A 26,202-nucleotide genomic window follows, 5' to 3' on the forward strand; every position below is an offset into this window, starting at 1 on the left:
TTTCTGCTTTGTTCGCAACGGGCTGACGCAGCCCGGCCTCTACCGGGCCTTTATCCCTGTGGGGATGGCTGGCCTACCTCCGCGGAGCGACTCCCATTGCCACCGACTGGCGTCGCAAGGCGCGTTCGTCGCCGGGCATCGGCAGCGGATCGAAATCGTCAGGCACCTCGTCGATGACTTTTCTTACGGCACGATAGGCCGCATAGGCGACCAGGCCGGTTAGGAGCAGACGGATCATGGCGCGATCTCCTTCGGGCAGCCAACCCCGGGGGCGGCATTTGGTTCCAGCCGGCGGGAGGCGTTGCTTGCGGGCGTGCAACCAAAAGCCGAACCACCTCGTTGCCTTTACGAAGGAGAGGGCAGACCTAGGAGGTTGCCATGAAGAGGCTTCTGATTCTGTTTGCCGTAGGCTTGGCGCTCGCGGCCTGCGACAGCGACATCCAGCCAACCAAAGCCCCGGTGCTCGATCAAACCCCGCAGACGGATTCGGCGCCAAAGCCGGCAACTGGTGGCGAACAATCGCCACCGGCGCAATGATCGTCTCTCGACAGGAGGTGGTGAAGCGAAACGGCGCCTGAGGGAAGAAGGCCGGCGCTGCTCGGGAGGAAGTTGAAAGCGCCGGCCAAGCGGGAAAACAGGCCCGCCGCACGACCGAAGATAGCTGAGTCTTTCCTCCGCGTCATGAGGTGGCCCGCATCGACCTGCTTAATGACGGCGCTCCTGCACAAAATCAGCAGAAAGCCCCCGAAATCCTGCAGTATCTCGCCACGACTGGTCCACTCTGCACGGGGTACTGCCGGAAAGATGAAAAAGCTTCTGTCCGGTGCCCTCATGTTCGCCTCGATCACAATCGCGGCGCTGGTCTTGTGGACCGTGGTCTACAATTATCGGGAACGGCTGAGCGATCGTCAGCTGATCGCCATTGCGGTTGCCGATGCTGTAAAATCTGCACATGGCCCGATCAAACACAGTTTTGTCGACGAGCTGATGAGGCTCAATCCGGGATGCTGCATTGTCCGGCATTCGCCATGAATGGTTGAGGTTCCCCGCGCGGCTGTACGAGGACGGCCTCTCGGTGGTGCAGATGAGCCACATGATCGGCGGGATATCCCGGGCGTATTATTTGGAAGAATTCGCAATCGACGCCGATGGCAAAATACTGGAGACCAGCGGCATTGAGGAAAATACCCGAAGCCTCTGGTAGGCAACTACGGTGACGTGCGAGAGATTGCAGCGCTGGGCAAGAACTCTCGGTAGGAGCGACCTCAGGCCATAGCCTGCCGCAGCACCGGGCCGCTGGCGATCTCGGCGTCCAGTTGGCACTGTGTCAGCGCCGCCTCGGCCATGATCCACTGCTTGAACAGGTCCACCTTGCGCGCATAGAGCGCGGTGGCCGGACTGACGAAATACCAGCCGGCGGTGTTGGGGTGATGGACGGCAAACGGCGCCACCAGCCGCTCGGCGCGGATGTCGCTCGCCATATAGGCGCGGTTGGCGACTGCAAAGCCCATGCCGGCATTGGCCGCTTCATAGGACATCATGCAGGAATCGAAATAGATGCTCTTGGCCTCGCCGAGCACGGAACTCGCGCCGGCAAAACCCAGCCACGACTGCCAGTTCTGCGTGCAGGTGTCGGAATGCAGCAGCGTAAAATGCCTGAGGTCGTCCGGCGTCACCTTTGACAGCGGCTTGTCGCCGAGAATCTCCTGGAACAGTTTCCTGCTGCATACCGGCGTCAAATCCTCCTTGAACAAGAGGTCCGCCGCCAGGTCCGGAAAGCTGCCGTCTCCGTAGCGGATCTCGAGATCGAACTCGGAAGTTGCGAACTCATTCGTGGCGTAGGAGGTCGAGACGCGCATCTCGATTTCGGGATATTGCCGCTGGAACAGCGGCAGGCGCGGAAACAGCCAGCGCGCGGCGAAAGTCGGCAGCACCGAAATCTTCAGCACATGTGCCTGCGACTGTCCGGTCGCCTCCATGCTGGCGGCCACGATCCGCTCCAGCGCCTCGCGAACGCGCGACACATAGGTCTCGCCCTCGGGCGTCAGCGAAACCGCATTGCCGCCACGCTGGAAAATCTTGAAGCGCAGCTGGTCCTCAAGGCTTTTGACACGCTGGCTGACCGCGGAAGCAGTAATGAACTGCTCTTCGCCGGCGCGCGTAAAGTTACGGTGCCGGGCGGCACTTTCCACAATCTTCAGCGAATTGAGGTTGACCTGACTGAGCAGACGCACGCGTTTCGACCTTAAGCTGGGCTTACACTAGCACCAGCATTCCTAATTTTACAGGGGTGGGGAAATTAATCGACTGTTTACCAAGTGATGTCCCCACCCTGGAGAAGTAGAATGAACGCCCATACCATTCCCGATTTGCGCTATGCGATGAGCCGTGAAGCCATTATCGGTCACGAGACAGCCTGGAAAGTGTCGAGTTTCGGCGTTGCGCAGTATCTGCACGGCTACGACCCGGCGTTGCTGGCGGCGATCGAGGAGGCTGCGTTGAAGCTCAAGGCCAGCCACGCCGTGCACAAGCATCTCGATCTGACCTTCATCACCGGCGCCGATCGCTTCATTCCGGAGATCAAGGAACTGCTGCATGACAAGCTGCGCCTGGAGCGTCTGTCCGACATGATGGGCACCAAGCTCGAGCCTTACCCGCTGTCGATCGTCGGCTCGACCGTCACCTTCATGAATCCCAAGGACGGCGCCGTCGATTGGCATTGCGACGGTGTTCCGGTCACCGAACTCATTCCGCTGTCGATCAGCAATCCGCTGGTTGGCGGCCATCTCGAAATCTACTGCGACGATTCCGAGACCGGCCGCGCCATCCTCGAATCCGGCCGCGAGATCCCGCGCAACCGTGTCATGCGCATCGACCACAAGATGAACTACGCGACGCTCGGGCAGTTTCTTGGCGTTCTGCACCGGACGGCACCGATCCAGTTCGGTGATCGCGTCACGCTTGTGCTCAACCAGCGCTCGGTGGCCAAGCCCTATGTCGACGACAACCGCATGTTCTATCTCGCCGCCGACAATGATCATGACCGCGAATGGGTCAACGAACTGGCCGAAGACGTCTGGACAAACCAGCTGCCGGCCTATCGCCGCTTCGAGGAAGAACGCCCGGTTGCGGCGGCGACCGATGCGCCGTTCCCGGGCGGGTCAAGGGAATCATGGTAGCCAGAGCGTAGAAGTGGACACCGGTTTGACCGTCGGTTCGGAAGAAATCATGGTCGGCGACGGGGACAGGGCGCCGTCCCGGCCTTCCCGGGACGGGTCGGGCTCGCCCTCGGCCCTGGTCTTCGCCGCCGGCGCGGTCGCCCTGTGGTCGACCAACGCGCTGGTCGGCAAATCCCTGCTGGCCAGTCACCCGGTGTCGCTGGTGCAGTTGCTGCAGTTTTGCGGAGCGGCGCTGGTGTTCGCCGTCATCCATTTGGCGAGCCGCAAGAACGCGGCGCCAGAAAACACAGCCACAGGCGCCCTGGCGGTCGCGGTCGGCATCATCGGCCTGGTAGGCACCATGGTGCTGCAATACATCGCCTTTGCCTCCATGCCGGTGATCGAGGCCAATCTCGTCGCCTACACCTGGCCGCTGATGGTCGCGGCGGCGGTCATCGTGCTGGGCAAACCGCAGCGCCCCGTGCTCCTCGGCTTGACTGCCGTGGTCGGCTTTGTCGGCGTGGCGCTGGTGATCTCGGGTGGTCGCGACCAGTCTTTTCTCCAGGGCAGCATCGTCGGCTATCTCGCCGCCTTCGGCTCGGCGCTGTGCATGGCGTTCTATTCGATCGCGGTCGCTCGCCTGGCCACACCGTCGGAGCGTTTGCTCTTGCCTTCGGCACTGGTCGGCGTCGGCCTGACCTTGCTGTGGTGTGTTCACGACGGCGCGGCCTGGCCAGCTGGCGCGGACCTCCTGCTTAGCCTCTATCTCGGCGCCGGTCCGATGGGGCTGGGCTATTATTTCTGGTCACGCGCTTTGAAGCTCGAAGGCGGCGGCAAGGTTGCGGTTGTCGCCTATCTGACGCCGATCACCTCGACGCTGCTGCTGACGCTGTCTGGTGAAAGGCTGACGCTGACCGCGATTGCCGGTGCGGTCCTCGTCATCGGTAGTTGCATTGCGGTGGGCATTGAACGTTCGGAGGCTGAAAACCATGCTTGACGACGATGAACGCCTCGCCAGACAGGAAGCATACTGGCTGATCAAGGAGTTCGGCGCCGAGGCGCCGCTCTATGCCGCGATGAAAGCCGAAAAGGCGATCGAGCAAAAAGACTTCGGGCGGTGCGCCCGCTGGAAACGTATTCTAGAGATATTGGCCGACTCCAGACCCGTCAGTTCCGCAACGGCGAAATCGGCCGCTTCGAAGTATTAGATTTTCTAATTTGCAACGTTGCAACCTGATGTGGAAACATCCTCCTGCACCGATTCTTGATGAGTTACTGACGCTTAACGACCTGCTGGGGAGGTGCTGTTAAGCGGATACATCGAGAACACTCTTCAAAAAAAGCCGGCAACTGCATCACCGGCGGGAGAAAAACAAATTGCAAACTCTCGACAACAAGACTGCTATTGAACTGACCGCCGACATTGTATCGGCCTATGTCGGCAACAATCCACTGCCAGCTTCTAGTCTACCGGACTTGATCGCAAGCGTCAGCGCTTCGGTTCGTAAGTTGGGCAATGCCGCCGCCGTGGAGAGCCCTGTGCTTAACCCGGCCGTCAATCCGAAGCGTTCGGTGTTTCCCGACCACATCGTCTGCCTCGAGGACGGCAAGAAATTCAAGTCGCTGAAGCGCCACTTGATGACCGATCATGGCCTCACCCCTGACGAGTATCGCACCAAGTGGAGCTTGCCGCCGGACTATCCGATGGTGGCGCCGAACTATTCCGCGACTCGTTCGGCATTGGCCAAATCCTCGGGCCTCGGCCGCAAGCCGGCCGTTCCGGCCGCCACGGCCAAGGTGACGAAGCGCAAGACGAAGGCCTGACCTAATGCATGTCGCCCAGAAGTGTGTTGCGGTTCTGGGATAACGACATGCATCAAAACAAAGACTTAAAGGGCGTCGCTTGAATCCGTTTCAGCGCGACACGCTTTAGGTCGTCTCTGAAAGTTATCAGTTTGGACGGCGCGCTTCAGGCGCGCCGTTTTCATGCCTGATGCCCCGGCCGGCCCTCCAAGCCCTTGCGAAGCGCCGCCCTCCCGTGCAAAAGCCCCGGCATGCTTATCATCAACGACCTTTCGCTCCGCATGGCCGGACGCCTGCTTCTCGACCATGCCTCGCTGACCTTGCCGGCCGGCACCAAGGCCGGCCTCGTCGGCCGCAACGGCACCGGCAAGACGACCTTGTTCAAGGCGATCACCGGCGATTTCCCTTCCGAGACCGGCTCGATCAGCCTGCCGAAGAACACCCGCATCGGCCAGGTGGCGCAGGAAGCGCCGGGCACCGAGGAGCCGCTGATCGAGATCGTGCTCAAGGCCGACCTCGAGCGCACTGCCCTGCTTGAGGAGGAAAAGACCGCCACCGACGCGCACCGCATCGCCGACATCCACATGCGGCTGGCCGATATCGATGCGCACTCGGCCGAGTCGCGCGCGGCCACCATCCTTGCTGGCCTCGGCTTCGATGATGCGGCGCAGCGCCGCCCGGCCTCGTCCTTCTCCGGCGGCTGGCGTATGCGCGTGGCGCTCGCCGCGGTGCTGTTTGCCGAGCCCGACCTTCTGCTGCTCGACGAGCCGACCAACTATCTCGATCTCGAAGGCACGCTGTGGCTGGAAAACTATGTGTCGAAGTATCCGCACACGGTGCTTCTGATCTCGCACGACCGCGACCTGCTCAACCGCGCCGTCAACTCCATCGTCCATCTCGACCAGAAGAAGCTGACCTTCTGGCGCGGCGGCTACGACCAGTTCGAGCGCCAGTACACCGAGCAGAAGGAGTTGCAGGAGAAGGGCCGCGTCAAGCAGGAAGCCGCGCGCAAGCATATGGAATCCTTCGTCGAGCGCTTCCGCGCCAAGGCTTCCAAGGCCAGGCAGGCGCAGTCTCGCATCAAGGCGCTGGAGAAGATGAAGCCGATCACGGCGATCGTGAACGACACGGTGCGGCCGTTCTCTTTTCCGGAGCCAGTGAAAACGGTGGCCTCGCCGATCATTGCCTTGAACAACGTCAATGTCGGCTACACCGAAGGCCAGCCGATCCTGAAGAAGATGACGCTGCGCATCGACGCCGACGACCGCATCGCGCTGCTCGGCGCCAATGGCAATGGCAAGTCGACCTTCGCCAAGCTTCTGTCGGGCCGGTTGAAGCAGGAAACCGGCACCATGACGGTTGCGCCCGGGCTGAAAGTGGCGATCTTCGCCCAGCATCAGCTCGACGATCTCAGGCCGGAGGAAAATGCCTACGAGCATGTCCGCCGGCTGATGCCGGAAGCGCCGGAATCCAAGGTGCGCGGCCGCGTCGCCCAGTTTGGCCTCACCACCGAAAAGATGAATACGGCGGCTAAGGACCTGTCGGGCGGCGAAAAGGCCAGGCTGCTGATGGGCCTGTCGGCCTTCGAGGGGCCGAACCTGTTCATCCTCGACGAACCGACCAACCATTTGGACATCGACAGCCGCGAATCCCTGATCCATGCGCTGAACGAGTTTCCCGGCGCCGTCATCCTGATCTCGCACGACCGCCATCTGCTCGAGGCGACGGCCGACCGGCTGTGGCTGGTCAAGGACGGCGCGGTCAATCCCTATGACGGCGACCTGGAGGACTACAAGACGCTGGTCACCGGCGTGTCCGGGGACCGCCGCGGCAAGCGCGAGGCCGAGAAGGCATCAAAGGCCGATCGCCGCCGCGATGCGGCCGCACGCCGCGCCGCATTCGAACCGCTGGCCAAGGAAATCCGCGCCACCGAGGCGCTGATGGACCGCATCCGCAAGCGCATCGACCTGATCGAGGACGAACTCGCCAATCCGGCCGTCTACGAGAAGGATCCGTCGACGGCGACCAGGCTCGCCAAGGAGCGCTCGCAACTGGCGCAGCAACTGGCCGGCCACGAGGAAAAATGGCTGACCATGTCGGCCGAGTATGAGGAAGGCACGGCGGAGTAAAGCGGCGCCGTCTCCGGGCTAACGGATGCTGTCACGTTTGATTGTGTGCTCTGAAAGAAAGCGCCGAGCGGCGGCACACATTTTTTGGGGCTGATCATAGATCGCCCGCGAAACAATAAGTCGGATGTCCCACCCGTCGAGAATCGTGTTAATGCCACATCTCGGCGTTGATGAGCATGGAGACAATGGCTTTTGGTTTCCATTTTTTAAAATATTCTTGTCATATTCGTCGTCGCGGATACAGTATTCATCGTATATAACGTCGGGATAGAGCGCTCCGTTACTCAGCGCAATGTCCATAAAATTATCCTTAATCTTTTCTGGGTTGGACAGCACAGCTGGCGTCAACTGATCATTCTCAAGATCGATAACCGTCTCAAAATGTACGAAAAAGTTCCTTTGCACCGGCCATTCGTACCAGCGGCTATCTGGGCGCTCCCCAGGGGCAATCGCGCCGTTGGTGCCTATCTCTATGGTCACGAACGCTCGTGGCAAGACGACGCGCCACTCAAGGGGCTTTGCCTCAGGCGGAAGACGTTTGCCCCCTTTGAAAGAGGTTCGTAGCACGACCTCATAAGGTTCCATGCTTTTGGAAATCATACGAGATGCGCCGAACATTGAAGTGGTGAGGCTTGCGAGAGCCCCGCCCAACAAGAGCAATCCGCCTGCCACTCCGACAACCGCAAGAATCAGCCCGACCGCAAGCTTTCGATATTTCATGGGCGACGCTCCAATGGGGCGATCACCAGTCCATGCAAGAGCTTGCCTTTGCCCATCACGCGGCTGCCAGCTGCGTCGCATGCAGCCGCCAGTTGCGCCGCCCACAGGCCCGCGAACACAATCACCTCGCCGACGACAATCGCTGCCTTGCGCATTCTCGATCACACCCCACGGATCGCCGACTCTGCCGAACATGGCAAAGCTCTCACCATGAATACTCTGGGAAACCACCATCTGCAGTTGAATTTCGGATGTGAGCCTAACAAGATGCTAAGCAAAGGTGCGGCTTCGAGGCTTCGAAACAGGAGAGGGTAAGCCTGCGCCATATCTGGCCCAACACGCCGCGTCTGGAACCCGCTAGACACGCACCATGAACCAGCACGCCAAGCTCCGCATCGGCCACTCCGCCTGTCCGCATGATTGCCCGTCGACCTGCGCACTCGAGGTCGAATTGCTCGACGGCAACCGGATCGGCCGCGTCCATGGCGCCAAGGCTAACACCTACACATCCGGCGTCGTCTGCGCCAAGGTCGCGCGCTACGCCGACCGTGTCCACCATCCGGACCGGCTGCTGAAACCGCTGGTGCGGGCCGGCGCCAAGGGCGACGGCGTCTGGAAGGACTCCAGCTGGGAAGCGGCGCTCGACCTCGTCGCCGAAAAATTCATCGCGGCGGAAGAAAAATATGGTTCCGAGACTGTCTGGCCTTACTACTATGCCGGCACGATGGGACTGGTACAGCGCGACGGCATCGACCGGCTGCGCCATGCGAAAAAATACTCCGGCTTCTTCGGCTCGATCTGCACCAATCTGGCCTGGACCGGCTGGATGATGGGGGCGGGCGCCTTGCGCGGTCCCGATCCGCGCGAAATGGCGAAGTCCGACTGCATCGTGATCTGGGGCACCAATGCCGTGGTCACGCAGGTCAATGTCATGACCCACGCCATCAAGGCGCGCAAGGAACGTGGCGCCAGGATCGTCGTCATCGACGTCTACGAGAACGCGACGATGAAGCAGGCCGATATGGGCCTGGTGCTGAAGCCCGGCACCGACGGCGCGCTGGCCTGCGCGGTCATGCATGTGCTGTTCAGGGAACGTATGGCCGACCGCGCCTACCTCGAAAAATACACCGACGACCCCAAGGGTCTGGAGGCGCATCTTGAGACGCGCACGCCGGAATGGGCGTCCGCCATCACCGGCCTTGCCGTCGCCGAGATCGAGGCCTTTGCGCGATTTGTTGGCACGACCAAAAAGACCTATTTCCGCCTCGGCTATGGCTTTGCCCGCCAGCGCAACGGCTCGGTCAACATGCACGCGGCATCCTGCATCGCCGCCGTCACCGGCGCCTGGCAATATGAGGGCGGCGGCGCCTTCCATTCCAACTCCGGTATCTTCAAGCTCAACCAGGATGTGCTGGAAGGCACCGCGATGCGCGATCCCAACATCCGCTATCTCGACCAGTCGCGGACCGGCCCGGTGCTGACCGGAGCGGCCGATGCGCTCTATGGCGGCCCGCCGGTGACGGCGATGCTGATCCAGAACACCAACCCGGTGAATGTCGCACCCGAGCAGCGGTTGGTGAAACAAGGCTTCCTGCGCGACGATTTGTTCACCTGCGTGCACGAGCAGTTCATGACCGACACGGCAAAACTCGCCGATGTCGTTTTGCCGGCGACGATGTTTCTGGAACATGACGACGTCTACAAGGGCGGCGGCAACCAGCACATCACGCTCGGCCCCAAGCTGATCGAACCGCCGGAAGGTCCGCGCACCAACCATTTCGTCATCGAGCAACTGGCCGCGCGTCTCGGCGTCGCCGACCGGCCGGGCTTTGGCCTGACCGAGCAGCAGCATATCGACATCATCCTGGGCAAGCGCGGGCTGGGCAGCTTCGCCAGCCTGAAGGAAGACAAATGGGTCGACCTGCAGCCAGATTTCGAGGCGGCGCATTTCATCAGTGGCTTCGGTCACGCCGACAAGAAATTCCACTTCCGCGCCAACTGGAGCGGGCAGGCGGCGCCTAACCGGCCACCGAAAAGCATGGGCCTGTTCGGGCCGGTGTCCGAGCTGCCGGAATTCCCCGACCATGTCGACCTGATCGAGGTCGCGGACGCCGAGCATCCGTTCCGGCTGACGACATCGCCGGCGCGCAATTTTCTGAACTCGACCTTCTCGGAAACACCGGTGTCGCGGGCCAAGGAGGGCCGGCCGGAACTCCTGCTGCATCCGGACGATGCCGCGGCTCTCGGGCTCGCCGATGGCGACCGCATCGAGGTCGGCAACCGGCGCGGCGAGGTCGTCCTGCACGCCAAGCTGTTCGACGGCATCAAGCGCGGCGTGGTCATCGCCGAAGGCATCTGGCCAAACAGCGCGCATGAGCGCGGCGAGGGCATCAATGTGCTGACCGGCGCCGATGCGCCTGCGCCCTATGGCGGTGCCGCTTTCCACGACAACAAGGTCTGGCTGCGGCCGGCTGATTGATCCGGCTTATCCGGGCAAGGGCACGGTCAGCCCGACCTTGACGCGATCCATGGCGACGAAGGTGCGGAATTTTCGCACATTCTTGCTGTCGAAGAACAGTTTGCGCGTCAGCGCCTCATAGGCGCCCATGTCTGCCACGGTGATGACCAGGATGAAGTCGGCCTCGCCGGTGACGTAGTAGCATTGCTGCACTTGCGGCTCTGCCGAGAATTGCCGCTTGGCCGCGTCGATCAGGTCAAAGCGTTCGCTCTCCAACTCGACCTCGACGAAGATGGTGATGGGCTGGCCGACCGCCGCCGGCTCGACGACAGCGATATTGCCCGCAATGACGCCGGACTGTTCCATGCGCTTGATACGCCGCTGCACCGCCGGCGCCGACAGGTTGACGGCTTCGCCGATCAGCCGCTGCGGGGTGGTGTTGTCCCTTTGCAGGATGGCAAGGATAGCGAGGTCGAAACTGTCGAGTGAAGGCGATGTAGGCAAAGGCGCTGTCCCCGGCGAAACAAACTTGCATTTCAAAGCGCCAATTACAGCGCACTTTGCGCCTCTGCTGCAATACGATTTCGTCTGACTCTCAAGGAGGCCATCCGTGTTCCTGCTCAACAGCAATACCTTGCACCGCGAACCGCTCGAACCGGTCGATGCCGAAACGCTGGGGATTGCCGGAGCCGACACGGTCGAGCGCTTTCTTGCCCACCGCGACAATCACCTGCCAACGCCGCTGCATGCGCTGCCGGCGCTGGCCGGCGGCCTCGGCCTCGGCGCGATCCACATCAAGGACGAAGGCTTTCGCCTCGGCCTCGGCAGCTTCAAGGCGCTGGGCGGCGCCTATGCCGTCTTCCGCCTTGTGCTGGAGGAGGCAAGCCGGTCGCTCGGCCGGCCCGTGGACGTAGCCGATCTCGACCGGCCCGACGTCCGGGCGATCACTGCCGGCATGACGGTGGCCTGTGCCACCGACGGCAATCACGGCCGCTCGGTTGCGCAAGGGGCGCAACTCGTCGGCGCCAAGGCTGCAATCTTCGTTCACCAGGGCGTCAGCGAGGAGCGGATAGCGGCCATCGCCCGCTATGGCGCGCAGATGATCCGCGTCGACGGCAATTATGACGATTCGGTGAGGCAGGCCGCCGAGGTTTCGGCCGAGAAGGGCTGGACCGTGGTGTCCGACACCTCCTGGCCCGGCTACGAACGCATCCCCGGTCTGGTCATGCAGGGCTATACGGCGATCGTGCGCGAAGCGTTGCACCTGTTGCCGCAGCCGCCAACCCATGTCTTCGTGCAGGCCGGTGTCGGCGGCATTGCCGCAGCGGTGGCCGGTCATCTCGCCATCGTGCTCGGTGACGCCAGGCCGACCTTCATCGTGGTCGAACCGGCGCGTGCGGCCTGCGTTGCCGCGGCAGCCCAGGCGGGTCGCGTGGTCAAGGTCGTGCACGACCAGCCAACCGTGATGGCGATGCTTGAATGCTATGAGGCCTCTCCAGTCGCCTGGCGCGTGCTGGCGCGGGTTGCCGATGCCTTCATGACGGTGGACGAGGATGAGGCCGTCGCGGTGATGCGGCTTCTCGCCCAGCCAAATGCAGGCGATCCGGCGATCGTTTCAGGTGAAAGCGGCGGTGTTGGTCTTGCTGGACTAATCCGGGCGGTGGCTGACCAGAAGGTCGAGCTCGGCCTCGATCGCAGATCCCGGGTGCTGGTGATCAACACGGAAGGCGCCACCGACCCGCATCGCTATGCCGAGTTGGTTGGGCAAAGCCCCACCGATGTGCTGGTCGGCAAAGTGCCTGCCGAGGCTTTGCAATGATTGGCATCGATGCACAGCGCCTGCTCGGCCGCATCCGTGAACTTGGCGCCGTCGGTCGTGACGGCGACGGCAGGCTGATCCGGCTCGCCGCTTCCGATACCGACAAGCAAGGCCGCGACCTCTTCGTCGGCTGGCTCAACCAGGCCGGGCTCGATGTCGCGATCGACCGGGTCGGCAATATCTTCGGCATCTGGCAAAGCCCAGATAATGCCGGGCAGGCGCCCCTGCTGATCGGTTCGCACATCGACACCGTCATCGATGCCGGCATCTATGATGGCTGCTATGGCGTACTGGCCGGGTTGGAGGTGATCGAGACGCTCAAGGCCTCGGGCTTTTCGCCCTCACGTCCAGTCGCGGTCGCCGCTTTCACCAATGAGGAGGGTGTGCGCTACACGCCCGACATGATGGGCTCGCTGGTCCATGCCGGTGGCGCCGGCGCGGACGCGATGTTGGCCGCCGTCGGCACGGATGGCAGCGTGCTCGGCCAGGAACTCGCCCGCATCGGCTATGCCGGCGACCGCGAACCCGGCTTCCTCAAGCCGCACGCCTATCTCGAACTGCATATCGAGCAGGGGCCGGTGCTGGAGCGCGAAGGCGTGCCGATCGGCGCGGTCGAGAATTTGCAAGGCATTTCCTGGCAGCGCATTACCATCGACGGCGCGGCCAACCATGCCGGCACCACGCCGATGTCGATGCGCAGGGATGCCGGGCATGCCGCCGCCCGCGTCATCACCTTCTTGCACGATCGGGCCACGGCTTCCAATGGGCCGACCGTGGTTACCGTCGGCACGATACGCTTCGAGCCGAATGCCATCAACGTCATCCCTTCGCGCGCCATCTTCACCATCGATTTGCGCGATCCCGACGAACAGCGCCTGCAGGCGCATGAGGCAGCCCTTGCCGCCTATCTCGAAGAGCTTGCCGTTTCCGAGAACGTATCGATCTCGGTCGAACGGCTGGCTCGCTTCGAGCCCGTTCTATTCGACATCGGCATCGTCGAACGGATTGAGGCTGCAGCAAAAAACCGTGGTCTCGCTGTGAGGCGCATGACCTCCGGCGCCGGCCATGATGCGCAGATGATGGCCCGCATGGCGCCGGCGGCGATGATCTTCGTGCCGAGTGCCGGCGGCATCAGCCACAGTCCGCTCGAACATACCGAGGATGCCGAGCTTGTCGCCGGCGCCAACAACCTGCTTGATGTCGCCAGTGAGCTTGCAAGATAGGTCGGGGGAGAAAATGGCTGAGCTCGATCGTGGTGCGCTGAAGCGGGAGATGACGGGCTGGCGGCGCGATCTGCACGCGCATCCCGAGTTCGGTTTCGAGGAAAAGCGCACCGCCGCCTTCGTCGCCGCCAAGCTGCGTGAATTCGGGCTGGACGACGTCACCGAGGGTGTCGGCGGCACCGGTGTCGTCGGCACGCTGAAGCGCGGCAGCGGCAACCGGGCGATTGCGCTCAGGGCCGACATGGATGCGCTGCGCATCACCGAGCAGTCGGCGGCCGCCTATCGCTCGCAGAACCCCGGCATCATGCATGCCTGCGGTCATGACGGCCACACCACCATGCTGCTCGGCGCGGCAAAACTGCTGGCCGCCGAGGGCGGGTTCGATGGCACTGTGCGCTTCATCTTCCAGCCGGCCGAGGAGTGGGGCAAGGGCGCGCTGGCGATGCTCGACGACGGCCTGAGGCAGCGCTTTCCCTTCAACGAGATTTTCGGCCTGCACAACATGCCTGGTCTGCCCATCGGATATTTCGAAACCCGCGCCGGCCCGATCATGTCGGCCGAGGATAATTTCGAGATCGTGCTTAAGGGCATCGGCGGCCACGCCGCCCGGCCGCATTCCGGCAACGAAACCCTGGTTGCCGCCTGCGCGCTGGTCACCAATCTGCAGACCATCGTCTCGCGCCGGCTGAGCCCGGCCGACATATCGGTGGTTTCGGTGACCGAACTGATCACCGACGGCACGCGCAACGCGTTGCCCGGCCTTGCCCGCATCCTCGGTGACGCCCGCAGTTTTCGGCCGGAGGTCAGCGCAGAGATCGAGCGGCAGATGCGCATCATCGCCGAGGGTACGGCCGCCGCCTACAATGTCTCCGCCGAGATCACCTACACCAGGGAGTTCGTGCCGCTGCAAAATGATGCCGACCTGGTGGATGAAGCCTTTGCCGCCGCAAGGCGTGTGCTGGCCGACAACGCCGTTGGCGTTGCGGCGGAGCCGATGACCGGTTCGGAGGATTTCGCCCGCTTCCTCGACCATGTGCCGGGCTGCTTTGTCTTCCTCGGCAATGGCGAGGCTTCGGGGCCGCTGCACAATTCCAGCTACGACTTCAACGATGACGGGCTGTTGCATGGCACGAATTTCCATGTCGCGATCGTCAGGCAAAGGCTGGGCGGCGAAGCCGGCAAATGACGGCGGCCTGATTGCCGGTTCGCCTTCGCTGCTGGCCCAAGCGGCTGCGCTATCGCCAGCCAGCTCCCGGGTTTAGTCACAAGGCCTGTAGCCGGAGATCGTACGCCAATGGCCAGGGTTTCGCTTCTGGGAATACCGCATGACGACAACTCGTCCTATCTCAAAGGCGCGGCCGCAGCGCCGGCCCTGATCCGGCGCGAGCTCAAAAGCGACGCGCACTCCTCGTGGAGCGAAACCGGCTTCGATGTGGCGGACAGTTTTCTCGACCATGGCGACATCGATTTCACAGCCGCCGGCGACCCGTGGGACCGGATCGAGGCCGAGGTCGGCCGCGCGCTGGACGCCGGCCATCCGCTGATCAGCCTTGGCGGCGACCATGCGATCGCCTGGCCGCTGCTGCGCGCCGTGCGTCGGCGTCACCCCAGCCTGACGATCGTCCAGATCGATGCCCATCCCGACATCTACGACGCCTATCAGGGCAACAAACGCTCGCACACCTCGTCCTTCGCGCGCATCCTGGAGGAGGGACTGGCCGACCGGCTGATCCAGATCGGCCTGCGCACGCTCAACGACGAGCTTCGTGACCAGCTCGAACGCTTCGGCGTCGAGGCGATCGAGGCGCGCCATTTCAGCGAGGATCTGCGGCTCGACCTCAAGACGCCGGTCTATCTCTCGGTCGATCTCGACGGCCTGGATCCGGCCTGTACGCCCGGCGTGTCGCACCGCGAACCCGGTGGTCTGACAACCCGGCAAGTGATCAACCTGATCCAGAGGATCGACCAGCCCATCGTCGGCGCCGATGTCGTCGAGTACAATGTGAACCAGGACATCTCCAACCTGACGGCGCTGGTTGCTGCCAAGCTGGTCAAGGAGATCGCCGGTATGATGATCAAGACGCATGGCGCTGCTTGAATCAATCCGGCAAGGCGGCATGCCAGACGATTGTTCGCACACGCATTTTCAACAAAAGCCGCCATGCCGTTGAAAGTAGCGATAGCCGGCGCGCTTGGCCGCATGGGCAGGGAAATGGCTGAAGCCGTCACGGCCGATCCGCGGTTGCAGCTCGTCGCGCGGTTCCATCGGGGGGGCAGCACCGGCAATGGTCTGGTCGAGCGTGACCAGGCATTGGCGCTTGCCGATGTCGTCATCGACTTCACCACGCCGGCGGCCTCCGTTGATCTTGCCCGGGCTTGCGCAGAGCGTGGTGGCCCGGCGCTGGTCATCGGCTCGACCGGCTTCAGCGTCGACGATCTCGCCGCCATCGCCACTGCTTCCAAGTCGGTCGCCATCGTCCGCTCCGGCAGCTACTCGCTGGGGCTCAACCTGCTGACCGGGTTGGTCGAGCAGGCCGCGCGGACGCTGGGCGCCGACGATTGCGACATCGAAATCCAGGAAGCGCATCACCGCATGAAGGTCGATGCGCCGTCAGGCACCGCGCTGATGCTGGGTGAGGCGGCGGCGCGAGGGCGCGGCGTGATCCTCGACGATGTGGCGAGACGCGCTCGCGATGGCGTCACCGGTCCGCGCCCTGCCGACGAGATCGGCTTTGCCGTGCTGCGCGGCGGCAGCATCGTCGGCGAGCACAGTGTGGGTTTCCTCAGCCAAGGCGAGACGCTCACGCTCTCGCATTCGGCCGGTGACCGCTCGATGTTCGCGCGCGGCGCCATTGCGGCGGCACTTTGGGTGGTGGAACGTCCGCCCGGCGAATACGACATGCGCGACGTTCTGGGGTTCGACAAAAGGGCCAGGCACTGACCCTGCCAATCCCTTGCAAGACTGCGGTTGTCGCTGTTTTCCCGCCATCGACGCACTGTATCGTGATCGATGAACGCCGGCACAGCGATTGGTCGCGCCATATAGCAAGTGCTATAATTTAACTATCTGATATCACGATAGAAAATTGCAACCGCCAAGTCATTCGGCGGATTTCAAGATCGAACTGAACGGTTCGGTTCGCACATTTTAGTGATTGGAAATGGCAGCAAGGCAGACCCATTTCGGAGTGGTCCGAGCGACGCGAATTCCTCCCAAGGCACGCCACTAGACGGACAGGACTGAAAATCTGGAGTACCTGAAATGACCAAGATCGCTCTTACCGCTGCTGCCCTCCTCGTTGTCACCGGCACCGCTTTCGCAGGCAGCGACCACTACGGCTCTGACGGTGTCAACCAGCCCGCCGTGACCGCTCCGGCCGGCAACATCGACCACAGCTATACGGCCTCGATCGGCAAGCCGGCCACCTTCGGCGGCTTCACGATCAAGCCGGACTCGAACCAGCCGCAATCCGGCCAGGGCATCTGGGGCCGTTGATTTCTACCAAATCGTCGACCACAACGAGCGGTGGGCTTGGCCCGCCGCTCTTGTTTTTTGTGCAGCCGGCTTGGGTTCCGCGCGGTCTGAATCAACTCGGCAGCAATCTATTCTATCTTCTTGTTTGCACGGCATCTTTGTAGACCGAGCTTGGCGATCCTCGTTCGCGGCCAGCCCGTTTCTGCCCCGAAAATTCGAGAAAAAAGCGCGGCGTCGGGGAATAAAGCCTCGCCGCTGAAGGTTCGTGGCGGGAGCGGGGCCATCCTCCCAAGGCGCCGTTTGACCGACAAACAAGGAACGATGAAATGAGCAAGATCACTTTCGCGGCAGTTGCCGTCCTGATGGCGACAGGCGCAGCCTTTACGGCTTCGATCCGGAAGCCTGTTCAGTCGGCTCAGCCGATTCAGGAACCGGTCAGGCCGGGCAGTGACCGCCACCGTTTCGGCAACCACTGAGCGCTTTGTCTAAAAGCCAGGAGCGGCGGCTGGGGCCCGCGCTTTTGTTGTTAGGCACCGGCGACGCGAAGGAGCCAATCTACTCCTTGTGGGGGAGATTGGCAGTTTTGCCGTCAGCCCAAATCCTTCGGCCTGATGCAATGCGTCAACCGGGCTGTGCCGAAGGCGAGGTATGCCCAGTCATCGTCGACGACAAAGCGGGCAAGGGCGCCGGTCGAGAATTTCTCTTCAAGCTTCCTGCGAGCCCGGGCATCCGATCGCGGACCGGCAAGCCGGCGCGCCAAATCCTCCAGGCCGGGATTATGGCCAAGCACCAGGACGCAGCCAGCCGACGCCGTTGCCTGTTGCACCTCGGCCAGAATGTCGCCAGCTGTGGCGCCGAAGAGCCCCTCGGCAAACTTCACAGGCACGCGCGCCGGCAGTTCGGCCGAGACCAGCCGCCATGTCTCCCGCGTGCGCAGCGCCGGTGACACCAGCGCCAGATTGGGCAGCCAGCCGCGCTTGGCCAGTTCGCGCCCCATCCGCGGCGCAGCCTTCAGCCCGCGCGGGGCAAGCGGCCGGTCGAAATCAGCAAGCGCCGGATCGTCCCAGCTCGACTTGGCGTGGCGCAGCAGGAGTAGCTGGTTCATAGGTTCGGCTCGTTGTGGGTCTAGGCCCTCAAGGCGTGATCCGCGCCAGATGCTCGAGGTCGCGTTCCTCGCGTAGCGGGTCAGGCGCCATCACCACAGACGTTCCGTTTTCGGCGTCGTCGGCAAAGTGCGCAAGCACGGTGCGGCCGCCTTCCATGCGCGCCTTGCCGTCGGCGACCAGGCCGAGCGCCAGCGCATAGAGCCGGTGTTCGGCCTTCAGCACGCGGGCGGCAAGTGTGTCCTCATTGTCGCCGACCATCACCGGCACCGCGGCTTGCGCTATGATCGGGCCGTCATCCATCTCGGGCGTGACGAAATGCACCGTGCAGCCATGGATGCGCATGCCGGCCCGCAAGGCGCGCGCATGCGTGTCGAGCCCCTTGAAGGCCGGTAGCAGGGCAGGGTGGATGTTGAGCATGCGCCCCTGCCATTTCTCGACCAGGCCGCGCGAAAGGATGCGCAGATAGCCGGCCAGCGCCACGATCTCGGCATTGAAGGCAATCAGCGCGGCGTCGATCGCCGCATCATGGGCGTCCTTACTGGTATGGTCGGCGCGCACAATGACCTTGGTCGGGATGCCGCGCGCTGCCGCGATGCCGAGGCCGGCAGCGTTGGCCCGGTCGGAGATGACGCCGACGATTTCGGCCGGATAGGCCGGATCGCTCGCCGCCGCGATCAGCGCCGTCATGTTGGAGCCGCGTCCCGAGATCAAGACAACCGTGCGTTTCCTGCTCATAGGCCGATCGAGCCCCGATAGATGACGCCGGCGTCGCGGCGCGGTACGATGCGGCCGATCGGCGTCACCGCCTCGCCGGCCTCCTGCAGCACGGCGGCGACTTGCGCGGCCTGGCCGGAGGCGACGACGAGGATCATGCCGACGCCGCAGTTGAAGGTGCGCATCATCTCTTCCGGCGCCACGCCGCCGGTTTTCGCCAGCCAGGAAAAGACCGGCGGCACATCGATGGCATTGAGGTCGAGCTCGGCGGAGAAATCCTTCGGCAGCACGCGTGGGATGTTTTCGGGGAAGCCGCCGCCGGTGATGTGGGCGAGCGCCTTGATGCCATGCGTGTTGCGGATCGCCTTGAGGATCGACTTCACATAGATGCGCGTCGGCTCGAGCAGCGCCTCGGCCAGCGTCGCCTCATCGTTGAACGGCGCTGGATCGCTCCAGGCAAGGCCGCTGACGCCAACGATGCGGCGCACCAGCGAAAAGCCGTTGGAATGCAGGCCCGAGGAAGCCAGACCCAGCAGCACGTCGCCCTCGACAATATCGTCGGTCGGCAGCAGCTGGCCGCGTTCGGCCGCGCCCACGGCGAAACCGGCAAGGTCGTAGTCCTTGTCGTGATACATGCCGGGCATTTCGGCCGTCTCGCCGCCGATCAGCGCGCAGCCGGCCTGACGGCAGCCTGTTGCGATGCCGCCGACGATTGCCGCCCCCTGGTCGGGGTCGAGCTTGCCGGTGGCGAAATAGTCGAGGAAGAACAGCGGCTCCGCCCCTTGTACGACAATGTCGTTGACGCACATGGCGACGAGGTCGATGCCTATCGTGTCATGTTTGCCGGCGTCGATGGCGATCTTGAGCTTGGTGCCGACGCCGTCATTGGCGGCAACCAGCACCGGGTCCGTGAAGCCTGCGGCCTTGAGGTCGAACAGGCCGCCAAAGCCGCCGATCTCGCCATCGGCGCCCGGCCGGCGCGTCGCGCGCACCAGCGGCTTGATCTTCTCGACCATGAGGTTGCCGGCATCGATGTCGACACCCGCCTCGGCATAGGTGAGCCCGTTCTTGCGCTTGGCCTTGTCGCCTTTGCTCATCGTCGGCGCATCCCTGTTTCCCTTGCGGGCTCTTCGCATGAATGGTTTCGGGGGGCAAGGATGACGACCGTTCCCACCGATAAAACCGTGGAAAGTGCGTGAGGCGCCCAAGCCGCCAATCTCCCCCCTTGTGGGGAAATGTCCGGCAGGACAGAGGGGGGTGTGAAGGATCGCGACGTTAATGTCGTGACGTTAATGTCGTATTGTCTGCGACAGGGGCTGAAAGCGGGCAGAGAGCAATTGCGAGGCTGGTGGGACAGCACCCCCCCTCTGGCCTGCCGGCCATCTCCCCCGCAAGGGGGGAGATCAGCAGCGTCTCCCTTGCGCGTCCCTCCGATCCCACTCATGTATCTCTCGACAAGCCACATCGAGACATGCCTTTGACCATTCCCAACCTGATCACCATCATGCGCTTCGTGCTGGTCCCGGCGGTGGTGCTGGCAATGCTCAACATGCGCTGGGACTGGGCCTTTGCCGGCTTTCTCGTTGCCGGCATTTCAGATGGCGTCGACGGCTTCATCGCTCGCCGATTCAACCAGCAATCCAAACTCGGCGCCTATCTCGACCCGATGGCCGATAAGGTGCTGCTGGTCTCGGTGTTCGTGGTCATGGGCTTCATCGGGCAGTTGCCGCTGTGGCTGGTGGTGACCATGGTGTCGCGCGATGCGCTGATCATCTGCGCCGTGCTTTTGTCCACCGTCATGGCGCATCCGGTCGAGATGAAGCCGCTTTACGTGTCGAAGGCCAACACCGCCGCCCAGATCGTGCTGGCGGCCGTGGTGCTGGGCGAACTTGCCTTTTCGATCCACCTCGACCCGCTCAGACCCGCGCTCATAATCCTGTCCGGGGTCTTGACCGTGGCTTCGGCCGCGGCCTATCTCGTGGCTTGGCTGAGACATATGAGCGGCTATGGCGAAGGCTCCACCCCGGGCACCTGACCAAGGATCCATCGAAGCGGCGGCCGAGGCCGCGGCGGCAGGCGAAGCTGCGTCCGTGGCATTCCGACGCCAGATTTTCTTCTGGCTGGGAACCGCCCTGTTCCTGGCGCTGTTCCTCTATATCTTCTCCGGCATCCTGTTGCCGTTCGTCGCCGGCATGGTGCTGGCCTATTTCCTCGATCCGGTCGCCGACCGGCTACAGCGCCTCGGGCTTTCCCGGCTGATAGCGACGGTGGTCATTCTGATTGCCTTCATCGTTATCCTGGTGCTGGCCTTGGTCATCCTGGTTCCGGTGCTGGCGACCCAGATGGCTGATTTCGCCGGCAAGCTGCCGGAATATCTGACCCGGCTGCAGGCGCTGATCACCAGCTTCGACCCTAAATGGCTGGAGCAGAAATTCGGCGTCAACGCCAATGGCCTGCGCGACGGGCTGAACTCGTTGCTCACCTCGGGCTTCGGCCTGTTGAGCACCGTCTTCATCTCGATCTGGAGTTCGGGCGTGGCGCTGGTTTCGGTCGTCAGCCTATTCGTGGTCACCCCGGTCGTAGCCTTCTACATGCTGCTCGACTGGGACCGCATGGTGGCGGTCGTCGACAGCTGGGTACCGCGCGACTATGTCGGAACGGTCAGGACGATTTCCAGGGACATCAACACCGCGACCGCCGGCTTCGTGCGCGGCCAGGGCACGCTGTGCCTGGTGCTCGGCGCCATGTACGCCACCGGCCTGACGCTGACCGGGTTGAATTTCGCCATCCTCATCGGCTTGTTCGCCGGGCTGATCTCCTTCATTCCCTATGTCGGCTCGCTGACCGGCCTGGTGCTGGCCGTCGGCGTCGCCTTCGTCCAGTTCTGGCCGGACTGGACCATGGTGGCGGCGGTCGCCGGCGTGTTCTTCGTCGGCCAGTTCATCGAGGGCAATATCCTGCAGCCCAGGCTGGTCGGCAAAAGCGTCGGTCTGCATCCGGTCTGGCTGATGTTCGCGCTGTTTGCCTTCGGCGCCCTTTTCGGCTTCGTTGGCCTCCTGATTGCTGTGCCGGCCTCGGCCGCGGTTGCCGTGCTGGTGCGCTTTGCCATTGCCCGCTATCTCGAATCGCCGCTCTACAAGGGACACTCGACCGAGCCCGTCCCGCCGCTGCCTGCCGATCGCGGCGGCAGTCACCGGACGCGGCGCGGCTGACGTGGCCGACCAGAGAACTGAACCGCCGCGCCAGCTACCGCTCGATCTCGGCCACGGAACCGGCTATTCGCGCGACGAACTGGTGGTGTCGGCCACCAACCGCGAGGCGGCGGCCCTGGTCGACCGCTGGCCGGACTGGCCATCGCCGGTGATCGTTCTGGCCGGGCCGGCCGGCTCCGGCAAGACACATCTGGGCTCGATCTGGCAGGCGCGGGCCAACGCAGTGGCGGTCGATGCCCTGCGCATCGGCAATGCCATCGCCGGGCTCGGCGGCAGGCCGGCGCTGATCGACGATGTCGACAAGACAGCGATCGACGAGGCGGGCCTTTTTCATCTCATCAATGAAGTGCGCGGCGCCGGGTCCACCTTGCTGTTGACGGCGCGGCGCTTCCCCGCCGCCTGGGGGGTAACGCTGCCCGATCTCGCCTCACGGCTGAAAGCAGCGGCAACCGTCGAAATCCACGAACCCGACGACCTGCTTCTGGCCGGCGTCATCACCAAATTGTTTGCCGACCGCCAGGTCGAGGTCGAGCCGCATGTCATCCAATATCTGGTGCGGCGCATCGAGCGCTCGCTGGCCACCGCCATGCGCGTGGTCGAACGGCTGGATCGCACCGCGCTCGAACGCAAGACGCCCATTACAAGGGCACTCGCCGCCGAGATCGTCAGTGCGATGGACGAAGGGCAGGGCGAGTTCGAAATTTAGACCTGCAATCCTGCGATGAGGATTGTGTCGCCCCGCGCTTTCTCAAATATGGAAAGTGACGTCATGTGTCACAATATGATATCAATCCAGTCAATGACATCGGAGTGATATCAATGCCAGCAGTGACCGTTCGAAATCTTCCGGAAGAAACCCACCGCGCCTTGCGTGTACGGGCTGCCTTGCACGGTCGCAGCACCGAGGCCGAGATTCGCGACATCCTGGAAAAAGCGGTGCGGCCGGATGGGCGTGTGAAACTCGGCTCCGCTCTGGCCGACATTGCCCGCCGCGCCGGGCTGACAAATGAAGACGTGGAGGCCCTGGAGCAGGCTCGCGACACGGTGCCGGCCGAACCGCTGGGGTTCGAATGATCCTCCTCGATACCAATGTCGTTTCGGAGGCGATGAAGCCCGAACCGCACCAGCTTGTTTTGACCTGGCTGAACGACCAGGCCGCCGAAACGCTCTATTTGTCCAGCGTGACGCTGGCCGAAGTGCTGTTCGGCATCGAGGCGATGCCAGCTGGTCGTCGCAAGACTGCGCTCGCTGAAACCTTCGCCGGTGTGTGCGCGGTGTTTGACCGCCGCATCCTGCCTTTTGATGCCGAGGCGGCCCGGCACTATGCCGGCCTCGCGGTGAAGGCGAGGGGTGCCGGCAAGGGGTTTCCTGTGCCCGATGGCTACATCGCGGCAATCGCATCCGCAAAGGGCTTTCATGTCGCCTCGCGCGACACGACGCCATTCCATGCGGCCGGCGTGCCTGTCATCGATCCCTGGCAGCCGTAACACGGTACGGCAGGACGCAAGGCAACTGTCCCAATTCGGGAAACATATGCTGGCATCTGTCTTGCAGCGCCCGGCTTGCCGGCTGACCCCGGCCCTGATCGCGTTCCTGATCGGGTTGTAGGCTCGCCGGGAGTGATGATTGGGGTTCTCGCCCGGCGAGCTTACCTTCAGGCAGAAAGCTCGCCAGAGTGCCCAGTAATAAGGTCGCGCGCTCCTGTCACGCCCACAATCGGGCCAGATACCGGACCAGCAGGTAGACCGCCATATGCGCCGCCACGTAGCAGGCGGCGACGACGACAAAGTAGGTCAGGCTGGCGGGCCACGACCGGGGAGGGCCCTGCCTCTTGCTAGGCCGGTTGTTCCAAATCCACAGGGCGGCGCAGATAATGGCCCAGAAGACCACGAACGGAATCGCGATGCCGACATAGGCGAAGTAGGCAGGGCCTATCAGCGACAGCCATGCCTCAAGACCAGGCATCCGGAATCTCCCCTTTTGCCAAAGTCTAGACCGACGGCAGCGATGGAAGCGAGGGGATTATCCGAGCGGAGCACCTTGCGTCAAATCTTCAGCACCACCCGGCCGAATGGGCGCTCCTCGATGAGATACCGCAAGCCTTCGGCGGCATCCTCCAGCGCAAAGACCTTCGCCACCATCGGCCTGACCTTGCCCGATACAAGCAGGTCCGAAATGACTGACCAGGCTGCTTGTCTGGCCGACGCGCTTTCGGTGAGTAGTAAAAACCCCTTAATGCTTGCAGCCTTCCAGATCAGGTCGGTGACATTGATCGTGGTTTCTCGTCCGGCGGAGTAACCGAGCGTGATCACCGATGCGCCGGGCGCTAGGGCCGGTAGCGCGGCGCTCAGGATCTTGCCGCCGATGCCGTCGATGACGATGTCGGCGCCATGGACTTCGCTAAGGCGGTTGACGCCGTCCGTCAAGCCCTCTGCGGTGAGGTCGACGACCTCGTCGAAGCCAAGCGCCTTGGCCTCTTCGGCCTTGGCGTGGCTGGTGGTGGAGGAGATGCTGTGGCTGGCGCCGAGCGCGTGCGCCAGCCGTGTCGTGGCATTGCCGACGGACCCGCCTATGGCCGGCGCCAGCACGACCTTGCCGGCGGCGAAGCCGGCATTCATCAGCGCGATGTAGGCCGTCAGATAGGCCACCGGCAGGCTTGCGGCCGTGGCGTCGTCGATCGCATCGGGGACACGCAGCAGCAATTCCTTGGGGACGGCGACATAGTCCGAATAGCTGCCGTTCTCGAACACGCCGAAGGGGCCGAGGAATGCCACCCGCGTGCCTTCGGGAAAATCGGCGTCGCCGCCCTCGATGATGCCGGCGCCTTCATTGCCGAGCACCAACGGTGCCGTCGAGCGCGGAAACTGTCCGCTCAGAATCGTATGATCGAGCGGCGTCACGCCGGCGGCCCGCATCCGCACCAGCAGCCGTCCTTCGGACGGGACAGGCTTGGGTATGTCGACCAGTTTCAGGTCCTGATAGCCGCCGAAACCCTCTGCTCTCATTGCACGCATGACTGTATTCCTTCTGTGTTGGCCTTGGCACCGGCCCGGCTGCAAGTCGCGACTGGCGGTCGCCAGCCCGGCAGGCTGGCGTTCTGTGGATTGAGGTTGAGTTTTGTCGCTCAGGCCTTCGGATCGGCGGTTGCCTTCTCCTGGGCCTCGGCCTGCGGTCCCGTCAGATAGAGATCGCCAAATTCGTCGCCGGCCTGTTCCCACATCAGGCGCGAGAACAGCAAAGGGGCGTCGAGTGGACTGACCAGGATCGAATCCGCTTCGCCGGCGGCATTTTTGTGCACCAGCGCGGAGCACTCGATAGGGGGCCGCGAACTTCGGCACGGCAGGATTCCATGAAGAAGTCGGCGCCGAAGTCGCCCCGATAGGTAAAGTCCTGAAAGTCGTAGAGCCGCACGGCATGCTTCAGCAGCGCCAGGATGTTCCGCCTTCCTTCGATCGTCGCCTCAGCACGGTGGCTTCGAGCGTGGCGTCCTCGGCGAGCCTTGCCAGCCATGGCGGCGGACCGCTGTGTTTGGGAAGAAGGGGACCTGCGTCGTTGAATTTCATGATCGGCCTCGTGCGGAGAAGGCTGGATTGGATGATCAATATGACCAGTCATCTTATGTTCAGGAAAAAAGAGAAAGCCTATGTCGGCAGCGTACCGAATGCGACGGTTTCGAACGCCGTCAGCGCGGTTGCATCCTTGTCGACCTTGGCGCGCATCATCGCGCCTTCCCAGGAGTTGAGCAGGAAGGCGGCGATGGTCCTGGCATCCATGTCGCGCCGCAGCGCGCCGTCGGCTTGCGCTTCCTTGACGCAGGATTCGATTGCTCGGCTCCACGCCGCCAACAGCACGGCCAGGCGTTCCCGCACCGGGCGGCTCTGGTCCGGCATTTCCGCGCCCATATTGCCGATCATGCAGCCGGTTCGGTAGTCTCCCTGGCGGGCGACCTCGTTGAGATGCTGAAAGTACCGGCGCAGCCGGTCGACGGCAGGCGTCTTCTCATCACCAAGCCCGCTCAACCCGTTGAGCACCCTTTGCCAGTAGCGCTCCAGGGCTTCGACAGCGAGGAGCTCCTTGCTTTCGAAATGGTTGTAAAACGATCCCTTCGGCACCTGCGCCGCTTCGGTGATGTCCTGAACGCTGGTGCCGTTGAACCCCTTCCGATGCAGGGTGTCCACGGCTGCGGTGATGATCTGTTCTCTGGTGTTCGGCCTTGTCATGGCAATAATATGACCGGTCGTCTTAAAGCAGTCAACAGTGAAGTTTGACGGTCTCGGCCAAGGTCGTTCTTCGAAATGAGAATGGACGCCTAAAGCCTGTCGCCTTTTAAAGGATTCAGGATTCCCCTTGGTTTGAGTTCGTGATTCATTGCGGTTGAAAGGAGA

The 26,202-nt window shown here is 63.0% G+C and carries 34 protein-coding genes; 21 read left to right on the plus strand and 13 right to left on the minus strand.

The window, feature by feature from the left end; genetic code table 11:
* Positions 1 to 73: 73 nt before the first annotated feature.
* The gene (locus FJV77_RS32385; RefSeq protein ID WP_185970341.1) at positions 74 to 238 is read right to left on the minus strand and encodes a hypothetical protein; all 165 of its coding nucleotides are present in this window, start codon (positions 236 to 238) and stop codon (positions 74 to 76) included.
* Positions 239 to 378: 140 nt separating this feature from the next.
* On the opposite strand from FJV77_RS32385, the gene FJV77_RS32390 reads away from it, so the two are divergent.
* The 3 genes from FJV77_RS32390 to FJV77_RS16400 all read left to right on the plus strand — a co-directional run bounded on the left by FJV77_RS32390 (position 379) and on the right by FJV77_RS16400 (position 1,204).
* On the plus strand, positions 379 to 537 hold the full coding sequence (locus FJV77_RS32390) for a hypothetical protein (protein WP_185970342.1): 159 nt from the start codon (positions 379 to 381) through the stop codon (positions 535 to 537).
* 171 nt (positions 538 to 708) lie between these two features.
* Complete coding sequence (locus FJV77_RS16395) at positions 709 to 1,032, plus strand: hypothetical protein (RefSeq protein ID WP_142867818.1); 324 nt, start codon at positions 709 to 711, stop codon at positions 1,030 to 1,032.
* Complete coding sequence (locus FJV77_RS16400) at positions 1,013 to 1,204, plus strand: hypothetical protein (RefSeq protein ID WP_142867819.1); 192 nt, start codon at positions 1,013 to 1,015, stop codon at positions 1,202 to 1,204. Before FJV77_RS16395 ends, FJV77_RS16400 begins: the two co-directional genes overlap by 20 nt.
* 61 nt (positions 1,205 to 1,265) lie before the next feature.
* Here the strand turns inward: FJV77_RS16400 and FJV77_RS16405 are convergent, their stop codons facing one another.
* Positions 1,266 to 2,234, minus strand: a complete 969-nt coding sequence (locus tag FJV77_RS16405) for a LysR substrate-binding domain-containing protein (protein WP_142867820.1) — start codon at positions 2,232 to 2,234, stop codon at positions 1,266 to 1,268.
* A 111-nt stretch (positions 2,235 to 2,345) separates the two neighbouring features.
* Between FJV77_RS16405 and FJV77_RS32395 the strand changes: the two genes are divergently transcribed.
* From FJV77_RS32395 to FJV77_RS16435, 5 genes are all read left to right on the plus strand, one after another.
* On the plus strand, positions 2,346 to 3,179 hold the full coding sequence (locus FJV77_RS32395) for a hypothetical protein (RefSeq protein WP_185970343.1): 834 nt from the start codon (positions 2,346 to 2,348) through the stop codon (positions 3,177 to 3,179).
* A gap of 13 nt (positions 3,180 to 3,192) precedes the next feature.
* Positions 3,193 to 4,155: a DMT family transporter gene (locus tag FJV77_RS16420; RefSeq protein ID WP_246691283.1), complete on the plus strand. Its 963-nt coding sequence runs from the start codon at positions 3,193 to 3,195 to the stop codon at positions 4,153 to 4,155.
* On the plus strand, positions 4,148 to 4,366 hold the full coding sequence (locus FJV77_RS16425; RefSeq protein WP_142867821.1) for a hypothetical protein: 219 nt from the start codon (positions 4,148 to 4,150) through the stop codon (positions 4,364 to 4,366). Before FJV77_RS16420 ends, FJV77_RS16425 begins: the two co-directional genes overlap by 8 nt.
* 169 nt (positions 4,367 to 4,535) lie before the next feature.
* Positions 4,536 to 4,982 carry a MucR family transcriptional regulator gene (locus tag FJV77_RS16430; protein ID WP_142867822.1) on the plus strand — a complete coding sequence of 149 codons (447 nt, stop codon included), beginning with the start codon at positions 4,536 to 4,538 and terminating at the stop codon, positions 4,980 to 4,982.
* 230 nt (positions 4,983 to 5,212) lie between these two features.
* Positions 5,213 to 7,090, plus strand: coding sequence for an ABC-F family ATP-binding cassette domain-containing protein (locus tag FJV77_RS16435; protein WP_142867823.1), 1,878 nt, complete (start codon positions 5,213 to 5,215; stop codon positions 7,088 to 7,090).
* An 18-nt stretch (positions 7,091 to 7,108) separates the two neighbouring features.
* Here FJV77_RS16435 and FJV77_RS16440 read toward each other — a convergent pair whose 3' ends face one another.
* Both FJV77_RS16440 and FJV77_RS32400 read right to left on the minus strand, forming a co-directional pair.
* Positions 7,109 to 7,810 carry a hypothetical protein gene (locus FJV77_RS16440; RefSeq protein WP_142867824.1) on the minus strand — a complete coding sequence of 234 codons (702 nt, stop codon included), beginning with the start codon at positions 7,808 to 7,810 and terminating at the stop codon, positions 7,109 to 7,111.
* Positions 7,807 to 7,965: a hypothetical protein gene (locus FJV77_RS32400; protein WP_185970344.1), complete on the minus strand. Its 159-nt coding sequence runs from the start codon at positions 7,963 to 7,965 to the stop codon at positions 7,807 to 7,809. The genes FJV77_RS16440 and FJV77_RS32400 overlap by 4 nt, the downstream gene beginning before the upstream one ends.
* Before the next feature lie 215 nt (positions 7,966 to 8,180).
* Between FJV77_RS32400 and FJV77_RS16445 the strand changes: the two genes are divergently transcribed.
* On the plus strand, positions 8,181 to 10,289 hold the full coding sequence (locus tag FJV77_RS16445; protein ID WP_142867825.1) for a molybdopterin oxidoreductase family protein: 2,109 nt from the start codon (positions 8,181 to 8,183) through the stop codon (positions 10,287 to 10,289).
* Between the two features lie 6 nt (positions 10,290 to 10,295).
* On the opposite strand, the gene FJV77_RS16450 is transcribed toward FJV77_RS16445, so the two are convergent.
* The gene (locus FJV77_RS16450) at positions 10,296 to 10,772 is read right to left on the minus strand and encodes an Lrp/AsnC family transcriptional regulator (protein WP_142867826.1); all 477 of its coding nucleotides are present in this window, start codon (positions 10,770 to 10,772) and stop codon (positions 10,296 to 10,298) included.
* A 106-nt stretch (positions 10,773 to 10,878) separates the two neighbouring features.
* Here FJV77_RS16450 and FJV77_RS16455 point away from each other — a divergent pair, with 106 nt between their 5' ends.
* From FJV77_RS16455 to FJV77_RS32405, 7 genes are all read left to right on the plus strand, one after another.
* Positions 10,879 to 12,087, plus strand: coding sequence for a diaminopropionate ammonia-lyase (locus FJV77_RS16455; RefSeq protein ID WP_142867827.1), 1,209 nt, complete (start codon positions 10,879 to 10,881; stop codon positions 12,085 to 12,087).
* Positions 12,084 to 13,310, plus strand: a complete 1,227-nt coding sequence (locus FJV77_RS16460) for a Zn-dependent hydrolase (protein ID WP_142867828.1) — start codon at positions 12,084 to 12,086, stop codon at positions 13,308 to 13,310. Before FJV77_RS16455 ends, FJV77_RS16460 begins: the two co-directional genes overlap by 4 nt.
* Before the next feature lie 13 nt (positions 13,311 to 13,323).
* Positions 13,324 to 14,496 carry an amidohydrolase gene (locus FJV77_RS16465; protein WP_142867829.1) on the plus strand — a complete coding sequence of 391 codons (1,173 nt, stop codon included), beginning with the start codon at positions 13,324 to 13,326 and terminating at the stop codon, positions 14,494 to 14,496.
* A gap of 108 nt (positions 14,497 to 14,604) precedes the next feature.
* The gene (locus tag FJV77_RS16470; protein WP_142867830.1) at positions 14,605 to 15,408 is read left to right on the plus strand and encodes an agmatinase family protein; all 804 of its coding nucleotides are present in this window, start codon (positions 14,605 to 14,607) and stop codon (positions 15,406 to 15,408) included.
* Positions 15,409 to 15,471: 63 nt separating this feature from the next.
* Positions 15,472 to 16,251, plus strand: coding sequence for a 4-hydroxy-tetrahydrodipicolinate reductase (dapB, locus tag FJV77_RS16475; RefSeq protein WP_142867831.1), 780 nt, complete (start codon positions 15,472 to 15,474; stop codon positions 16,249 to 16,251).
* A gap of 321 nt (positions 16,252 to 16,572) precedes the next feature.
* The gene (locus FJV77_RS16480; protein ID WP_142867832.1) at positions 16,573 to 16,806 is read left to right on the plus strand and encodes a DUF680 domain-containing protein; all 234 of its coding nucleotides are present in this window, start codon (positions 16,573 to 16,575) and stop codon (positions 16,804 to 16,806) included.
* Positions 16,807 to 17,111: 305 nt separating this feature from the next.
* Positions 17,112 to 17,261: a DUF680 domain-containing protein gene (locus FJV77_RS32405; protein WP_185970345.1), complete on the plus strand. Its 150-nt coding sequence runs from the start codon at positions 17,112 to 17,114 to the stop codon at positions 17,259 to 17,261.
* Between the two features lie 113 nt (positions 17,262 to 17,374).
* Here the strand turns inward: FJV77_RS32405 and FJV77_RS16485 are convergent, their stop codons facing one another.
* The 3 genes from FJV77_RS16485 to purM are packed head-to-tail and all read right to left on the minus strand — an operon-like array spanning position 17,375 to position 19,702.
* Entirely contained in the window at positions 17,375 to 17,890 is a 516-nt protein-coding gene (locus FJV77_RS16485; RefSeq protein ID WP_142867833.1) for a histidine phosphatase family protein, read from the minus strand.
* 28 nt (positions 17,891 to 17,918) lie between these two features.
* Positions 17,919 to 18,626 (minus strand): phosphoribosylglycinamide formyltransferase, encoded by a 708-nt coding sequence (gene purN / locus FJV77_RS16490; protein WP_142867834.1) that lies wholly within the window; start codon positions 18,624 to 18,626, stop codon positions 17,919 to 17,921.
* A complete protein-coding gene (gene purM / locus FJV77_RS16495) occupies positions 18,623 to 19,702 on the minus strand; it encodes a phosphoribosylformylglycinamidine cyclo-ligase (protein WP_142867835.1) in 1,080 nt (359 codons plus the stop codon). The genes purN and purM overlap by 4 nt, the downstream gene beginning before the upstream one ends.
* Before the next feature lie 380 nt (positions 19,703 to 20,082).
* On the opposite strand from purM, the gene FJV77_RS16500 reads away from it, so the two are divergent.
* From FJV77_RS16500 to FJV77_RS16520, 5 genes are all read left to right on the plus strand, one after another.
* Positions 20,083 to 20,640 carry a CDP-alcohol phosphatidyltransferase family protein gene (locus tag FJV77_RS16500; RefSeq protein WP_142867836.1) on the plus strand — a complete coding sequence of 186 codons (558 nt, stop codon included), beginning with the start codon at positions 20,083 to 20,085 and terminating at the stop codon, positions 20,638 to 20,640.
* Positions 20,612 to 21,817: an AI-2E family transporter gene (locus FJV77_RS16505; protein ID WP_142867837.1), complete on the plus strand. Its 1,206-nt coding sequence runs from the start codon at positions 20,612 to 20,614 to the stop codon at positions 21,815 to 21,817. The genes FJV77_RS16500 and FJV77_RS16505 overlap by 29 nt, the downstream gene beginning before the upstream one ends.
* 1 nt (position 21,818) lies before the next feature.
* Positions 21,819 to 22,523, plus strand: a complete 705-nt coding sequence (hdaA, locus tag FJV77_RS16510; protein WP_142867838.1) for a DnaA regulatory inactivator HdaA — start codon at positions 21,819 to 21,821, stop codon at positions 22,521 to 22,523.
* Between the two features lie 113 nt (positions 22,524 to 22,636).
* Positions 22,637 to 22,891 (plus strand): Arc family DNA-binding protein, encoded by a 255-nt coding sequence (locus FJV77_RS16515; protein WP_142867839.1) that lies wholly within the window; start codon positions 22,637 to 22,639, stop codon positions 22,889 to 22,891.
* Positions 22,888 to 23,304, plus strand: a complete 417-nt coding sequence (locus FJV77_RS16520) for a type II toxin-antitoxin system VapC family toxin (protein ID WP_142867840.1) — start codon at positions 22,888 to 22,890, stop codon at positions 23,302 to 23,304. Before FJV77_RS16515 ends, FJV77_RS16520 begins: the two co-directional genes overlap by 4 nt.
* A 217-nt stretch (positions 23,305 to 23,521) precedes the next feature.
* Here the strand turns inward: FJV77_RS16520 and FJV77_RS16525 are convergent, their stop codons facing one another.
* The 5 genes from FJV77_RS16525 to FJV77_RS16535 all read right to left on the minus strand — a co-directional run.
* The gene (locus FJV77_RS16525; RefSeq protein WP_142867841.1) at positions 23,522 to 23,782 is read right to left on the minus strand and encodes a hypothetical protein; all 261 of its coding nucleotides are present in this window, start codon (positions 23,780 to 23,782) and stop codon (positions 23,522 to 23,524) included.
* An 80-nt stretch (positions 23,783 to 23,862) separates the two neighbouring features.
* Complete coding sequence (locus FJV77_RS16530; RefSeq protein ID WP_185970346.1) at positions 23,863 to 24,831, minus strand: zinc-binding alcohol dehydrogenase family protein; 969 nt, start codon at positions 24,829 to 24,831, stop codon at positions 23,863 to 23,865.
* Between the two features lie 110 nt (positions 24,832 to 24,941).
* A complete protein-coding gene (locus FJV77_RS32410) occupies positions 24,942 to 25,115 on the minus strand; it encodes a hypothetical protein (protein WP_185970347.1) in 174 nt (57 codons plus the stop codon).
* Positions 25,116 to 25,236: 121 nt separating this feature from the next.
* Positions 25,237 to 25,380 carry a hypothetical protein gene (locus FJV77_RS32415; RefSeq protein ID WP_185970348.1) on the minus strand — a complete coding sequence of 48 codons (144 nt, stop codon included), beginning with the start codon at positions 25,378 to 25,380 and terminating at the stop codon, positions 25,237 to 25,239.
* A gap of 78 nt (positions 25,381 to 25,458) precedes the next feature.
* On the minus strand, positions 25,459 to 26,202 hold a 744-nt coding region (locus tag FJV77_RS16535; protein WP_246691284.1), incomplete at its 5' end, for a TetR/AcrR family transcriptional regulator.

Source organism: Mesorhizobium sp. WSM4306, from assembly GCF_007003975.1.
Classification (GTDB): domain Bacteria; phylum Pseudomonadota; class Alphaproteobacteria; order Rhizobiales; family Rhizobiaceae; genus Mesorhizobium.

Bases quoted from the DNA above. Each gene is read 5' to 3' on its own strand.
- FJV77_RS16425 (WP_142867821.1), top strand. From the start codon at position 4,148: ATGCTTGACGACGATGAACGCCTCGCCAGACAGGAAGCATACTGGCTG.
- FJV77_RS32400 (WP_185970344.1), bottom strand. From the start codon at position 7,965: ATGCGCAAGGCAGCGATTGTCGTCGGCGAGGTGATTGTGTTCGCGGGC.
- FJV77_RS16470 (WP_142867830.1), top strand. From the start codon at position 14,605: ATGGCCAGGGTTTCGCTTCTGGGAATACCGCATGACGACAACTCGTCC.
- FJV77_RS16515 (WP_142867839.1), top strand. From the start codon at position 22,637: ATGCCAGCAGTGACCGTTCGAAATCTTCCGGAAGAAACCCACCGCGCC.
- FJV77_RS16435 (WP_142867823.1), top strand. From the start codon at position 5,213: ATGCTTATCATCAACGACCTTTCGCTCCGCATGGCCGGACGCCTGCTT.
- FJV77_RS16505 (WP_142867837.1), top strand. From the start codon at position 20,612: ATGGCGAAGGCTCCACCCCGGGCACCTGACCAAGGATCCATCGAAGCG.
- FJV77_RS32415 (WP_185970348.1), bottom strand. From the start codon at position 25,380: ATGAAATTCAACGACGCAGGTCCCCTTCTTCCCAAACACAGCGGTCCG.
- FJV77_RS16520 (WP_142867840.1), top strand. From the start codon at position 22,888: ATGATCCTCCTCGATACCAATGTCGTTTCGGAGGCGATGAAGCCCGAA.
- FJV77_RS16460 (WP_142867828.1), top strand. From the start codon at position 12,084: ATGATTGGCATCGATGCACAGCGCCTGCTCGGCCGCATCCGTGAACTT.
- FJV77_RS16485 (WP_142867833.1), bottom strand. From the start codon at position 17,890: ATGAACCAGCTACTCCTGCTGCGCCACGCCAAGTCGAGCTGGGACGAT.
- FJV77_RS32395 (WP_185970343.1), top strand. From the start codon at position 2,346: ATGAACGCCCATACCATTCCCGATTTGCGCTATGCGATGAGCCGTGAA.
- purM (WP_142867835.1), bottom strand. From the start codon at position 19,702: ATGAGCAAAGGCGACAAGGCCAAGCGCAAGAACGGGCTCACCTATGCC.
- FJV77_RS16440 (WP_142867824.1), bottom strand. From the start codon at position 7,810: ATGAAATATCGAAAGCTTGCGGTCGGGCTGATTCTTGCGGTTGTCGGA.
- FJV77_RS16530 (WP_185970346.1), bottom strand. From the start codon at position 24,831: ATGCGTGCAATGAGAGCAGAGGGTTTCGGCGGCTATCAGGACCTGAAA.
- FJV77_RS16395 (WP_142867818.1), top strand. From the start codon at position 709: ATGACGGCGCTCCTGCACAAAATCAGCAGAAAGCCCCCGAAATCCTGC.
- FJV77_RS16445 (WP_142867825.1), top strand. From the start codon at position 8,181: ATGAACCAGCACGCCAAGCTCCGCATCGGCCACTCCGCCTGTCCGCAT.
- FJV77_RS16480 (WP_142867832.1), top strand. From the start codon at position 16,573: ATGACCAAGATCGCTCTTACCGCTGCTGCCCTCCTCGTTGTCACCGGC.
- FJV77_RS16525 (WP_142867841.1), bottom strand. From the start codon at position 23,782: ATGCCTGGTCTTGAGGCATGGCTGTCGCTGATAGGCCCTGCCTACTTC.
- purN (WP_142867834.1), bottom strand. From the start codon at position 18,626: ATGAGCAGGAAACGCACGGTTGTCTTGATCTCGGGACGCGGCTCCAAC.
- FJV77_RS32390 (WP_185970342.1), top strand. From the start codon at position 379: ATGAAGAGGCTTCTGATTCTGTTTGCCGTAGGCTTGGCGCTCGCGGCC.
- FJV77_RS16465 (WP_142867829.1), top strand. From the start codon at position 13,324: ATGGCTGAGCTCGATCGTGGTGCGCTGAAGCGGGAGATGACGGGCTGG.
- FJV77_RS32385 (WP_185970341.1), bottom strand. From the start codon at position 238: ATGATCCGTCTGCTCCTAACCGGCCTGGTCGCCTATGCGGCCTATCGT.
- FJV77_RS32405 (WP_185970345.1), top strand. From the start codon at position 17,112: ATGAGCAAGATCACTTTCGCGGCAGTTGCCGTCCTGATGGCGACAGGC.
- dapB (WP_142867831.1), top strand. From the start codon at position 15,472: ATGCCGTTGAAAGTAGCGATAGCCGGCGCGCTTGGCCGCATGGGCAGG.